13 protein-coding genes and 11 tRNA genes are annotated in these 12,952 nt (G+C 38.2%); 23 read left to right on the top strand and 1 reads right to left on the bottom strand.

Annotated features, from left to right (window positions below):
* Positions 1–253 precede the first annotated feature (253 nt).
* From MN204_RS19300 to MN204_RS19350, 11 genes are all read left to right on the top strand, one after another.
* The gene (locus MN204_RS19300) at positions 254–538 is read left to right on the top strand and encodes a CopG family ribbon-helix-helix protein (RefSeq protein ID WP_249872720.1); all 285 of its coding nucleotides are present in this window, start codon (positions 254–256) and stop codon (positions 536–538) included.
* A 4-nt stretch (positions 539–542) separates the two neighbouring features.
* Positions 543–905 carry a type II toxin-antitoxin system PemK/MazF family toxin gene (locus MN204_RS19305; RefSeq protein ID WP_067730258.1) on the top strand — a complete coding sequence of 121 codons (363 nt, stop codon included), beginning with the start codon at positions 543–545 and terminating at the stop codon, positions 903–905.
* Positions 906–1,135: 230 nt separating this feature from the next.
* Positions 1,136–2,005 (top strand): RsbT co-antagonist protein RsbRA, encoded by an 870-nt coding sequence (gene rsbRA / locus MN204_RS19310; protein ID WP_249872721.1) that lies wholly within the window; start codon positions 1,136–1,138, stop codon positions 2,003–2,005.
* Positions 2,006–2,010: 5 nt separating this feature from the next.
* Complete coding sequence (locus tag MN204_RS19315; protein ID WP_067730256.1) at positions 2,011–2,367, top strand: STAS domain-containing protein; 357 nt, start codon at positions 2,011–2,013, stop codon at positions 2,365–2,367.
* Between the two features lie 2 nt (positions 2,368–2,369).
* Entirely contained in the window at positions 2,370–2,771 is a 402-nt protein-coding gene (locus MN204_RS19320; RefSeq protein ID WP_249872723.1) for an anti-sigma regulatory factor, read from the top strand.
* A 79-nt stretch (positions 2,772–2,850) separates the two neighbouring features.
* Positions 2,851–3,864 (top strand): PP2C family protein-serine/threonine phosphatase, encoded by a 1,014-nt coding sequence (locus tag MN204_RS19325; protein WP_249872724.1) that lies wholly within the window; start codon positions 2,851–2,853, stop codon positions 3,862–3,864.
* Between the two features lie 132 nt (positions 3,865–3,996).
* Positions 3,997–4,329, top strand: a complete 333-nt coding sequence (locus MN204_RS19330) for an STAS domain-containing protein (protein WP_249872725.1) — start codon at positions 3,997–3,999, stop codon at positions 4,327–4,329.
* Positions 4,329–4,805: an anti-sigma B factor RsbW gene (gene rsbW / locus MN204_RS19335; RefSeq protein WP_249872726.1), complete on the top strand. Its 477-nt coding sequence runs from the start codon at positions 4,329–4,331 to the stop codon at positions 4,803–4,805. Before MN204_RS19330 ends, rsbW begins: the two co-directional genes overlap by 1 nt.
* Complete coding sequence (gene sigB, locus MN204_RS19340; protein WP_249872727.1) at positions 4,777–5,568, top strand: RNA polymerase sigma factor SigB; 792 nt, start codon at positions 4,777–4,779, stop codon at positions 5,566–5,568. The genes rsbW and sigB overlap by 29 nt, the downstream gene beginning before the upstream one ends.
* Positions 5,565–6,158 (top strand): SpoIIE family protein phosphatase, encoded by a 594-nt coding sequence (locus MN204_RS19345; protein WP_249872728.1) that lies wholly within the window; start codon positions 5,565–5,567, stop codon positions 6,156–6,158. Before sigB ends, MN204_RS19345 begins: the two co-directional genes overlap by 4 nt.
* A gap of 143 nt (positions 6,159–6,301) precedes the next feature.
* Positions 6,302–8,470, top strand: coding sequence for a Tex family protein (locus MN204_RS19350; protein ID WP_249872729.1), 2,169 nt, complete (start codon positions 6,302–6,304; stop codon positions 8,468–8,470).
* 169 nt (positions 8,471–8,639) lie between these two features.
* Here MN204_RS19350 and MN204_RS19355 read toward each other — a convergent pair whose 3' ends face one another.
* Positions 8,640–10,133 (bottom strand): catalase, encoded by a 1,494-nt coding sequence (locus MN204_RS19355; RefSeq protein WP_249872730.1) that lies wholly within the window; start codon positions 10,131–10,133, stop codon positions 8,640–8,642.
* Between the two features lie 472 nt (positions 10,134–10,605).
* Between MN204_RS19355 and MN204_RS19360 the strand changes: the two genes are divergently transcribed.
* From MN204_RS19360 to MN204_RS19415, 12 genes are all read left to right on the top strand, one after another.
* Complete coding sequence (locus MN204_RS19360) at positions 10,606–11,064, top strand: SprT family protein (RefSeq protein ID WP_249872731.1); 459 nt, start codon at positions 10,606–10,608, stop codon at positions 11,062–11,064.
* Positions 11,065–11,282: 218 nt separating this feature from the next.
* Positions 11,283–11,357 (top strand) — tRNA-Asn (locus tag MN204_RS19365).
* Positions 11,358–11,360: 3 nt separating this feature from the next.
* A tRNA-Ser gene (locus MN204_RS19370) sits at positions 11,361–11,451 on the top strand.
* 10 nt (positions 11,452–11,461) lie between these two features.
* Positions 11,462–11,533 (top strand) — tRNA-Glu (locus MN204_RS19375).
* A 25-nt stretch (positions 11,534–11,558) separates the two neighbouring features.
* Positions 11,559–11,635 (top strand) — tRNA-Asp (locus tag MN204_RS19380).
* Between the two features lie 5 nt (positions 11,636–11,640).
* Positions 11,641–11,715: transfer RNA gene (locus MN204_RS19385), tRNA-Gln, on the top strand.
* Between the two features lie 368 nt (positions 11,716–12,083).
* Positions 12,084–12,159 (top strand) — tRNA-Lys (locus tag MN204_RS19390).
* Positions 12,160–12,200: 41 nt separating this feature from the next.
* Positions 12,201–12,284, top strand: a tRNA-Leu gene (locus MN204_RS19395).
* 65 nt (positions 12,285–12,349) lie between these two features.
* A tRNA-Arg gene (locus tag MN204_RS19400) sits at positions 12,350–12,426 on the top strand.
* A 6-nt stretch (positions 12,427–12,432) separates the two neighbouring features.
* A tRNA-Pro gene (locus tag MN204_RS19405) sits at positions 12,433–12,509 on the top strand.
* A 46-nt stretch (positions 12,510–12,555) separates the two neighbouring features.
* Positions 12,556–12,629, top strand: a tRNA-Gly gene (locus MN204_RS19410).
* A 10-nt stretch (positions 12,630–12,639) separates the two neighbouring features.
* A tRNA-Ile gene (locus tag MN204_RS19415) sits at positions 12,640–12,713 on the top strand.
* Positions 12,714–12,952 lie beyond the last annotated feature (239 nt).

A 12,952-nucleotide genomic window follows, 5' to 3' on the forward strand; every position in this document is an offset into this window, starting at 1 on the left:
ATATGCATGTTTTGGATGAAAAGGCATATATTTTACAGGAGTGCATAAACTTAGTCAGTAACCCATAAACTGGGGTGTGACGGATAAATTAACCATTAACATTGCTATTTACCACTAAAAATAAATATTAAACGACAAAAACATGGATTTTTTTAATAAAATCGCCAGAACCCCTTTGCAAACAAACCGATTCAATGCTATTATTAAGAAGAATTTTATATTGTTCGTTAACAGTTGTCGGAGGTGCATGGTTTTGTCAGAGAGCTTACAAGAAATCTTGGTTAAGTTACCAAAAAACCTACTGAATGAGGTGGATGGGTTAATGAAATATGAAAATAGCGATTTAAGCGATTTTATATGTAAAGCAACACAAAACTATCTAAACCACAAGAAAGAGGAGCATATCCAACGTTTTCAGGAAACAATGCAACGTGGATATGAAGAAATGGGCCGAATTAATTTGACGATTGCTTCAGAAGCCTTTCAAGCTGAAGAGGAGGCTGAAAACACCCTAGAGCGCTCTGTGATCGGGGTGTAATAATTTGATCGTTCAAAGAGGCGAGGTTTATTTCGCTGACTTATCCCCTGTCGTTGGATCAGAACAAGGAGGCGTACGCCCGGTATTGATCCTTCAGAATGATATAGGTAACCGTTTTAGTCCAACGGTTATTGTTGCGGCTATCACTGCACAAATTCAAAAAGCTAAATTGCCTACCCATGTAGAAATCGATGCCAAACGGTATGGGTTTGACCGGAATTCTGTAATTCTGCTTGAGCAGATCAGAACATTGGATAAGCAGCGCTTAACTGATAAAATCACTAAGTTAGATAAAGAAATGATGGATAAAATTAATCAGGCTGTGGAAATCAGCCTTGGGCTTAAAGACGTATATAGTGGTAATTGAAATACCCTTTCTCCAGTGAGAATGGGTATTTTTATTTTTGTGGTTTAGAGCACTGATAAAAGGGGTAAACATAAAGGGCGGTTTTAAAATGGCGATTTGCTAGGCCTGCACATCGCCTGTAAAACTTCTTGGTAGGTTAGATGTATGGTACAATATATGGTAGATAATTATGAATTAATATGCAATATACAACAATATTTCACTACCTAAATAGCAACGGGGGGAAAATGATGGACTCTAAATTTAAACAGTTAGTTATTGATAATAGCGATTCGATTGTACAAAAATGGATGGGAGAAATAGGTTCATTAAAGGCGGGCAATTATACGGCGACAATTTCGGACGAGCTATATGAGAACACAAATCGGGAATTTGTAAATGTAATATTCACGAGTATTAGAAATCAGGGATCTACAAAGGCAGTAGAAGACTTTTCCGAAAAAATAATCAATCTCGGATGGCCTTTAAGCTACATCACAGATGGCTTACAGGTTTTCAGAAGAGTTTCAACAGAGTATTTACTCACACAATCTGAAGAAGTGGACTCCGCTTATTTCTCGAATGTTTTAGCGAGTGTAGATGAGTGGGTAGAACCTTTGATTCGTGAACTTGTCAATGAATACTCCGGTAGCTGGGAACACATTCTATCCCTTCAGCGAGTTGCGCTCCAGGAATTATCTGCACCACTCATCCCAGTTATGGATGGTATAACAATCATGCCACTTATCGGTACGATTGATACGGAACGGGCAAAGCTGATTATGGAAAACCTCCTTGAAGGTGCAATAAAACATAATTCAGAGGTCGTGTTAATCGATATTACAGGAGTACCAGTGGTAGATACGATGGTTGCACATCATATTATACAAGCTGCCGAAGCAGTTCGATTAATTGGTTCAACTTGTATTCTCGTTGGAATACGCCCTGAGATTGCCCAAACAATCGTTAATCTCGGAATAGATTTGAGTAATTTCCCTACAAAAAGTTCTTTAAAGAAAGGCTTCACAAAAGCACTTGAAATAACAGGGCGTCACGTGGTTGATATAGAGGTTAAACAAAACAACATCGAACAAATAATAAAATCTATACAAGGGGAGTGAGATTAATGCGAATACCAATTCTTAAGCTCCATAATTATTTGCTTATTTCCATTCAAACAGAAATAGATGATCAAACCGCTATCCAGTTTCAAGAAGATTTATTGGATAAGATTCATAAGAGCGGCGCTTCAGGTGTCGTCATTGATTTGACGTCTGTTGATATTATAGATTCATTTATTGCGAAAGTGTTAGGCGACGTAGTTTCAATGTCAGACTTAATGGGGGCAAAAGTAGTTCTAACCGGCATCCAACCTGCTGTTGCAATGACTCTAATTGACTTAGGTATTCATCTTCAAAATGTGCCAACTGCATTAGACCTTGAACAAGGGCTACTGAAATTGCAACAGGAATTGGGGGTATAAAAATGGAGCCACAGTCCTGTGTAAATATTCATAAAGAGTGGGATATTGTTGGAGCGAGACAACTTGGTCGTGAGATGGCCAAAAGGTTAGGGTTTGGTACTGTAGACCAGGCTAGAATAGCTACAGCAGTATCCGAATTAGCTCGTAATATATACTTATATGCTGAAAAAGGTCAGATTTGCTTTGAATTTATAGATAACATAGAACATCGCGGATTATGTATGACTGCGGTCGATACAGGCCCAGGAATTTCTGATATAAGCCAGGCCATGCAAGATGGATACACTACATCAGGTGGGTTGGGTGCAGGACTACCAGGCGTCAGGAGATTGATGGATGAATTCGATATTCACTCTGAAATCGGAAATGGTACGAGGATCAAGGCTATAAAATGGGTTCGTTAATATATAAATAAGCGCGGTGTTTATAAGGCTTTGCTTACAAACAACTTTTTAGCGAGAAAGTATCCTGGGGGGGATATAAATGGAAGAAGTTATCAGCAAAAATGCAACCAATTATAAAGAACTTCTAAGAAACTATATGGAGTCACAAGATGAGCAGGCTTTGTATGGTGTAGAGAAAGTCAGTAAAGCCTTCATAAAAAATAACATACTACCGGAAGAAATTGTAAACCTGCATATTCAGGCGATGGCAGAAGTATGCAATGATTTAACCGAGGACTATAAGAATTCTATGAATTTTTTACTTGAGGCGATGATTTTCTACGGTTTGGCAATGCAAGAAATACCATTGCTAAGAGAGGAAAAGCATATACTCCAATCGGAAATATCTGTTGCTGCCAGCATGCAGAAAACATTACTGGGGACAAATAAGCCTGAAATTAATGGAATGGATATCGGTGTGATCAGTGTTCCGGCACATCAGATGAATGGAGACTATCATCACTTTGTAAAAGGTAAAGATGGTTCATTAGGTATAGCGATTGCCGATGTAATCGGGAAAGGAATACCTGCAGCGTTATGTATGTCGATGATTAAGTACTCGATGGACAGTTACCCGGAAGAATCGATGAGTCCGAAATCAATTCTTAAAAATCTGAATCGAGTCGTGGAGCGAAATGTCGATCCAAGTATGTTTATAACGATGTGCTATGCGCATTATCAGCCACAGGAAAGTAAACTCAGTTTCTCTTCTGCTGGTCATGAACCAGGATATTATTATAATGCCGAGACCGATACCTTTAAAGAATTTGAAACAAGAGGACTTGTATTGGGGGTCTCACCTGATACGGAATATAAGGAATATGAAATGACGATTAATAAAGATGATATGGTAATCCTGCTTACAGATGGGGTAACAGAATGCCGTGATGGTGATCGATTCATTGAAAGTCAGGAAGTATTGGATATTATTAAAAAGTATTCGGACTTACCAGCTCAGGAAATGGTCGAAAATGTTTACAAGCATTTTGAAAGACTACAGGACTTCCAATTAAGAGACGATTTTACGTTGATGGTTCTTCGAAAAAATAGTTAAAAATACGTTTAGAGATTTTTCAAAAGGGTAAACAGATAGTCATGAGGAATAAGAAGCATATCTAGAATTAATTTAGAGCCTATCTAATTAGATAGGTATTACATAATTAATAGTCGTAATAGGAGGTAAACCATGAACTTAACAGTGAACGTCGTCGAAGAAAATGAAAAGTCTATTTTAAATGTCGTCGGTGAAATTGATGCTTATACTGCTCCGAAACTGAAAGAGACATTACTGCCTTTGACTAGAGCAGAAGGAAAAATAATAGAAGTAAACCTGGAAAATGTTAATTATATGGATAGTACTGGATTGGGAGTGTTTATAAGTGCACTGAAATCCACGAAAGAAAGTAATAGTAAACTCATGTTGGTCAACTTACAGGAAAGAGTATTACGTATTTTTGAGATTACAGGTTTGGATGAGATTATGGATATAAAAGCTGCGATTCGAGGTGGAAATGAGTAATGGAAAGATTTGATTTTGTAGAAGTTAAGGTTCCCGCAAAGGCTGAATATGTGGGGGTCGTTCGTCTGACTATGTCCGGTATTGCCAATAGAATGGGGTTTTCCTATGAAGATATTGAAGACTTGAAGGTTGCTGTGTCTGAGGCTATTACGAATGCAGTTAATCACGCCTATCATGAAACGGAACAAGGTGAGATTACTGTTGGTTTTGGCCTATATGCTGACCGCATCGAAATTATGATTGCCGATCATGGCGGCAGTTTTAACTTAATAGAGGTGAAAAACGGTATAGGTCCGTATAAAAGCAATGAACCTATCGAGACTCTTAGAGAAGGCGGTTTTGGCTTGTTTTTAATCGAGGCTTTGATGGATGATGTCAAAATAAATAATTCCCATGGAGTTATTGTGTTAATGACAAAGTATGTTAGTGAAAAAGAGGTGGATGTCGATGACGACCAAGTCTCAACCACACAATAAAGGGGGAGATGAGGTTTACCAGTGGATTGAATTTCTCCAAAAAGAGCCTACGAATGAGGAAATACAAGAAAAAATTGTACTTACCTATAAAGACTTGGTCGGATCAATTGCTCGAAAGTATTCCAAAAACAGTGCGATCCATGAAGATTTGGTGCAAGTAGGGATGATTGGATTATTAGCTGCAGTCAGAAGGTATGATTCCGCATTTGGTAAATCATTCGAATCCTTTGCAATCCCAACTATAATTGGTGAAATTAAACGATTTATTCGTGATAAAACATGGAGTGTTCACGTACCGCGTCGTATAAAAGAATTGGGACCAAAAATTAAAAAAGCAGTCGACGAATTAACAACGATGAATCAAAAGTCTCCTACGGTAAGCGAAATTGCTAATTATCTCGAAGCGACAGAAGAAGAAATTCTGGAAACGATGGAAATGGGTAAAAGTTATAAAGCACTTTCCGTTGATCGCAAAATCGAGGCCGATTCAGATGGAAGTACGGTTGCTATACTTGATTTGGTCGGAAATAATGAGAATGGATACGATAATATTGAACAGAAGATGATGCTGGAAAAAATTCTCCCTATTCTTTCGGAACGAGAGCAAGAAATACTGGAGTGTACGTACTTCAAAAATATGAGTCAAAAAGAAACAGGCGAATTGTTAGGAATATCCCAGATGCATGTTTCAAGGCTACAGCGACGATCGCTAAGAAAACTTCGCGAGGCAATTCAGTCTGAAAGTTCGGAGGTCTTCGATTGAATTTCGGCAAAAGAGTTGAGGTTTCAGTCTTCCAAAAGCCAAAAAAGGGAAATTATGAATGTGGAGACAGTTATTTTTATACGGAAACCGATAATGAGTTTGTGTGTGCAATCGCAGATGGTCTTGGCAGTGGGGAATTTGCAAAAGAGTCTTCTCAAATTGTAATTGATATTATTAAAAGCAATATCCATGCAACTGTAGAACAGCTCGTTAAAGTTTGTAATTCACAGCTTCAAGGAAAGCGTGGAGCTGTCCTGGGAATTCTAAAGCTAGATTTTAATGCGAAGACATCCTCATTTTCTTCCATCGGCAATATCGGTATTATGTCTATAACCGATAATCAAGAAAAAAAACGAAATATTCCAAATTCTGGGTATTTAGCTGGTTTTCATCGGACCTTTAAAGTTATGAAACACCAACTTGAACCGAATACAAATTTTATTATGTTTTCGGACGGAGTAATGGATAAAGAGTTATCTCAATATTTTTTTACGAATAAAAGTATGGAAAGCATTACGAAAACATATGAACAGACAAGTGAAAAAGTGCGAGTGGATGATACAACATTAATTGCAATGAGGTACGTATAAGTTCACGTTAATGACTGACAAAACGTCGGTCATTTTTTTGGCATTTAATTTCTCACGTTCCTAAGTGAAGTTTCCATTTATGCTGATTGGGAAATCATCCTTATTTTTGTTAAAATAGAGTGGTACATGAAGGAGGAACAATCGTGGAAGATCAATTAGATCAGAGTCTTATTAAATGGGTTTCCAAGGAAGCGCAAGTAAATGCAAATACAGTTAAAAAGGTAATCGAATTACTGGATGAAGGGAATACGGTTCCTTTTATTGCTCGGTATCGAAAGGAAGTTACCGGTGGTTTAGATGAAGTACAAATTAAAACAGTGCAGGATAAATGGAACTATGCTGTTAATCTTTCCGATAGAAAACAGGAAGTACTCCGTATCATTGATGAACAAGGAAAATTAACCGAGGACTTAGAAAAGGAAATAAAACAGGCGACACAACTGCAACGTGTCGAAGATTTATATAGACCATATAAACAAAAGCGCAGGACGAAAGCAACAATTGCCAAAGAAAAAGGTTTAGAGCCATTCGCAGAGCTTATCTGGAAGCAGCAATCATTTGATTTGGAAAAGGAAGCCGAAAAATATTTCTCGGAAGAGCATCAATTACATACGATGGAAGAAGTTCTGGCGGGTGCCAACGATATTATTGCAGAATGGATTTCTGATGATGCCGCGTATCGGGATTATATTAGAGAAGAAACCTTTAAGCGTGGAATGATTTTCTCAGAAATTAAAGATAAAGAGAAAGATGAAAAAGGCGTTTATGAAATGTATTATGCGTACAGTGAGTCCGTTCGTTCATTAGTTTCTCATCGTATATTGGCATTGAACCGCGGTGAAAAAGAAGAGATTCTGAAAGTGGCAATAGAACCGCCAATAGAACGTATCTTGCAATTTATAAAATCAAAAGTTATAAGAAGAGCTACAGATAAAATGATTGCAGATATTTTAAAAGAAGCCATTGAAGATAGCTATAAGCGTTTGATTCAGCCATCAATTGAACGAGAAATTCGCAATCATTTAACGGAGAAGGCTGAGGAGCAGGCTATTGAAGTTTTCTCTGTTAACCTTAAAAACCTGTTGCTGCAACCGCCTTTAAAAGGAAAAACGGTCCTTGGAGTGGATCCTGCTTTCAGGACAGGTTGTAAGCTGGCAATTGTTGATGAGACAGGGAAAGTCCATGAAGTTGGAGTTATGTATCCAACAGCACCCAAGAATGATATTGCAGGCTCAGAGAAAATTGTCATGAAAATGATTGAAAAATACCAAGTCCAGCTAATTGCAATTGGAAATGGAACAGCATCAAGGGAAACGGAACTCTTTATATCGGATGTGATTACTAACAACAAATTGGATATTCCATATATCATTGTCAACGAAGCTGGAGCAAGTGTCTATTCTGCATCCGCCCTGGCACGTGAGGAATTTCCCGATTTACAAGTGGAACAAAGAAGTGCTGCATCGATTGCAAGGAGAGTACAGGATCCATTGGCTGAACTCGTGAAAATAGACCCGAAGTCAATTGGTGTCGGTCAATATCAGCATGATGTAACCCAAAAATCTTTAAATGAATCTTTGACATTTGTAGTGGAGACAGCTGTTAACCAGGTTGGGGTTAATGTAAATACTGCATCTCCTTCATTATTGCAATATGTAGCGGGTCTCAGTAAGACAGTCGCTAACAACATTGTAAATAAACGAAACGAAGAGGGTAAATTTACCGATAGAAAGCAATTGAAAAAAATACCAAGACTTGGTGCAAAAACGTATGAACAGGGTATTGGTTTCCTAAGAATTATTGATGGGGATAATCCTCTTGATCGTACACCAATTCATCCGGAGAGCTATTCGCATACAAAAAAGCTATTAAAAATGCTTGATTGTGAACTAGGCGATATTGGAACGGAAAAACTTAGAGATAAAATGAATAAATTGGATAAGAAGGATATTGCTGACCGTCTGGAAATTGGCGAACCTACTTTGATTGATATCATGAATGCTCTGAGCCGACCAGAACGTGATCCTCGTGATGATTTCCCGCAGCCATTGCTGAAACAAAACGTCTTGACATTGGAAGATTTAAAACCAGGAATGGAGTTGCAAGGAACTGTAAGAAATGTTGTTGATTTTGGCGTTTTTGTCGATATTGGAGTTAAACAGGATGGGCTTGTTCATATTTCCAAAATGGCAGATAAATTTGTAAAGCATCCGATGGACATCGCGTCAGTCGGGGATGTAGTAACTGTCTGGGTGGAACAAATTGATGCTATGAAAGGCAGAATTGCTTTATCTATGATTAAAGAAAAATAATCGAAAAGGCTGCTCACAATTTAATTCGTGGGCAGCTTTTTTTTCTGTGATATAGGAAAAAATGGAATTGATTAATATGTACACCTAAACGTCCACGTCCAGCTATATGTGTACAGTTTTTAATACAAAAAACCAGCTCACTATTTCAGTGAGCTGGCTGTAAAAACAATTAATCTTTGTCGCTTGCTGCTTCCACTTCGCTAAGTGAAATACCCAACGCATTTGCTACACCTTCACCATATGCTGGATCCGCTTTGTAGCAGTTACTAATATGGCGAAGCTGCGTTGCTTTTGTTGTACCTTGCATATTACGTGCAGTGTTTTCGAACAATCTTTGTTGTGCTTCAGGGCTTTGCAGTCTGAATAGTTTCCCTGGTTGCTCATAATAAAGACTATCATCTTCATCGAAGTCCCAGTAGTTTGCATCTCCACCAAGCTCTAAAGCTGGCTCCTGATGTTCTTTACTGTCCTTCCACTCACCATAGCTGTTCGGGCTGTATGAAATTTGACCGCCTTGATATTTCTCAATACGCATAGCGCCATCACGATGGTATGGATGGAAGTTTTCCACATTTTTCGGATAGTTTACAGGAATCTGCCAGTGGTTGACACCTAAACGATAACGCTGTGCATCTCCGTAAGAGAACAATCTTCCTTGTAGCATTTTATCTGGTGAGAATCCAATTCCCGGTACAATATTTGTTGGAGCAAATGCTGCTTGCTCTACTTCTTCAAAATAGTTTTCCGGATTACGGTTAAGCTCCAATTCTCCAACTTCAATTAGAGGGAAGTCACCTTTATACCATACTTTCGTTAAGTCAAATGGATTATAAGGCATATTTTTTGCTTGTTCATCTGTCATTACTTGAATATACATTTTCCATTTAGGGAATTTACCTTGTTCGATAGATTCGTATAGATCTTTTTGGCTGCTTTCACGATCTTTACCAACTACTGCTTCAGCTTCTTGATCCGTTAAGTTTTCAATTCCTTGTTCTGTATAGAAATGGAATTTAACCCAAGTACGCTCATTAGCTGCATTAAACATGCTATATGTGTGACTTCCAAATAAATTCATATGTCTATATGTTTTAGGGATACCACGGTCACTCATAACGATCGTTACCTGATGCAAAGCTTCAGGAAGATTTGACCAGAAATCCCAGTTAGCTTCCGGGTTATGCATATTTGTTTTTGGATCACGTTTAACAACGTGGTTAAGATCCGGGAAACGTTTAGGATCTCTGAAGAAGAATACAGGAGTATTGTTACCTACAAGATCCCAGTTACCTTCTTCTGTATAGTATTTCATTGCAACTCCGCGAATATCACGTTCTGCATCCGCTGCACCACGCTCACCGGCAACAGTTGAGAAACGAAGGAACATATCCGTTTTCTTTCCAACTTCTGAGAAAATTTTTGCTTTTGTATATTTAGTAATGTCATTTGTTACCGTTAACGTACCATAAGCACCAGAACCTTTTGCATGCATACGGCGTTCAGGAATTACTTCTCTATCAAAGTGCGCAAGTTTTTCAAGAAACCAGAAATCCTCCATTAATAATGGGCCTCTGGCACCGGCAGTTTTTGAGTCATCATCGTTCGGTACTGGAGCACCAAATGCAGTGGTCATTTTCTTTTTATTTTTAAATTCTTCACTCATAAATAGTATCCCTCCTGGTTATTAAATACAATTATTATAATAACACAATCATTACCAGATTACTATAAATGTAGTTGCTTAATAATGATAATTTTCTCTCAAAAAAGGTAAAAATCCTTTTACAATGCATATCTATTTTATCATTGACTATTACCATATAGTTTTTCTTCTTCGTTAGGAAAGTCTCGTCTGCTAGATGAATAGCAAAAATCATTATCAATTGAGATATTTAATTGAGAAAAAACCTTCGAATAAAGAGGGCCTTTGGAAGAATGAAATACAGTAATTGTAAGGGTTTAAGGAGGTTGGGAGGGCGGTTATTTGATTATATTGGTTCGCAGGTCTTATAAATATTGAATCGAAAAGAGCTGTTTATGTATGTGTGATATGATGCGCTATTACTAATTGAAGGTACTATTCATAATATGATAAAATGGATAAAAATGAATATATATAAGGAAGTTTTATAAAAATGACACTATTAGATGACGAGGAATTGTATCAGTTAGTAAATGATCTTTCGGAAACATGTTTTAATAAATCCTTTCAGCATGACGTGCGTTTTAATCATCGACTCAGAACAACTGGAGGAAGGTATATTCCAGCTAAGAGGTTAATTGAACTGAATCCAAAATATGCAACAGAAATGGATGGAAGTGAGTTTATCGGTATTATCAAACATGAACTATGTCATTATCATCTTCATATAGAAGGAAAAGGGTACAAACACCGCGATAAAGACTTCAGAAAACTGCTGAAAGAGACCGGGTCACCAAGACATTGCAGCCCGCTTCCTTCAGAAAAGAAAGGTTATAACCATGTGTATACCTGTGAAAAATGTCAACATATCTATAAAAGAAAGCGGCGTATCGATGTTAAAAAATATAGATGTGGAAGATGTCATGGCGAATTAGGTTACAACTCATCATGATGAAAAAGATGAAAGAGTAAATAATTATAATAATACATTGACGAAAAATGTCATCCGTGGTAAATTAAATAAGCTGACAAAATATCTGTTATACGCAGTTGATTTACTTTTAATAAAAACATTTGACAACTGTATTAAAATATTGTATTATATTTTTCGTTGCCATAATTATTCTATAATAGATTTTCACATCGGAATATAGGTTAATATTATATTATTCCACAGTAGCTCAGTGGTAGAGCAATCGGCTGTTAACCGATCGGTCGTAGGTTCGAATCCTACCTGTGGAGCCATATGGAGAAGTACTCAAGTGGCTGAAGAGGCGCCCCTGCTAAGGGTGTAGGTCGTGTAAGCGGCGCGAGGGTTCAAATCCCTCCTTCTCCGCCATTCTAATTATGGCCCGTTGGTCAAGCGGTTAAGACACCGCCCTTTCACGGCGGTAACACGGGTTCGAATCCCGTACGGGTCATCTTTCTTTTAAATATAAATAGTTAGGTCCGGTAGTTCAGTTGGTTAGAATGCCTGCCTGTCACGCAGGAGGTCGCGGGTTCGAGTCCCGTCCGGACCGCCATTAGTTGGGCCATAGCCAAGCGGTAAGGCATCGGGTTTTGATCCCGTGTACCCCAGGTTCGAATCCTGGTGGCCCAGCCATTTATTTATAAAAGAAATTGATACTATTTAATGAATAGTATTTTTTTATTCTTGTTTTCTCAGTTGCGAAATAAAACACTCGTTATATATGATTCATTAGTATGTGACGTCAGTGAAACATCTTCTATGCGAAGACCTATAAGAAGTGCATCATCACCGAAAAATCTTACAACACGACGAGCACAAAATGTACGCAGTTGTTAAAGTAAGGAAATCTCATTTTACATGAGCCATTAGCTGGCCGCCGACATCAGTAAAAAACTACTATGTGTAGGCCTGCGAGGAGTGCATCATCACCGAAAAAATCTTACAACACGACGAGCACAAAATGTACGCAGTTGTTAAAGTAAGGAAATCTCATTTTACATGAGCCATTAGCTCAGTCGGTAGAGCATTTGACTTTTAATCAAAGGGTCGAAGGTTCGAATCCTTCATGGCTCACCATTATAAAAAACTGTCATAAAATGACGGGATATATATTATACGCGGTCGTGGCGGAATGGCAGACGCGCTAGGTTGAGGGCCTAGTGGGTGAATAACCCGTGGAGGTTCAAATCCTCTCGGCCGCATTGTTAATTAAATAGTGCTTGCGATTTTCTTTAGGAAGTGTTACACTTAACAGGTTGGCTTTTAGGCGCTCGTAGCTCAATTGGATAGAGTACTTGACTACGAATCAAGCGGTTAGAGGTTCAAGTCCTCTCGGGCGCACCATTATAACGGGAAGTAGCTCAGCTTGGTAGAGCACTTGGTTTGGGACCAAGGGGTCGCAGGTTCGAATCCTGTCTTCCCGACCAGAATGTAATAGGGATTAATTCTTCTATTATATATTTAACTGAATATGCGGGTGTAGTTTAGTGGTAAAACCTCAGCCTTCCAAGCTGATGATGAGGGTTCGATTCCCTTCACCCGCTCCATTATAATAATGGGCCTGTAGCTCAGCTGGTTAGAGCGCACGCCTGATAAGCGTGAGGTCGGTGGTTCGAGTCCACTCAGGCCCATCACATTTCTTTTTTAAAAAAGTGTTGACTTACTTTTAAAGAAATGCTATACTATAAAAGTTGCTGATAAAAAAGCAATAAAGAAATTTTGCTCTTTGAAAACTGAACAAAACAACCAATATGTCAAGAAAGAAAACACTGTTTTCTTTCGAAACAAGTAACAAATAGAAGCTAGTCTTCTGACTAAGCTAATTCAAACACTTTTATGGAGAGTTTGATCTTGGCTCAGGACGAACGCT

Source organism: Oceanobacillus saliphilus (genome assembly GCF_023522835.1).
Taxonomy (GTDB): domain Bacteria; phylum Bacillota; class Bacilli; order Bacillales; family Amphibacillaceae; genus Oceanobacillus; species Oceanobacillus saliphilus.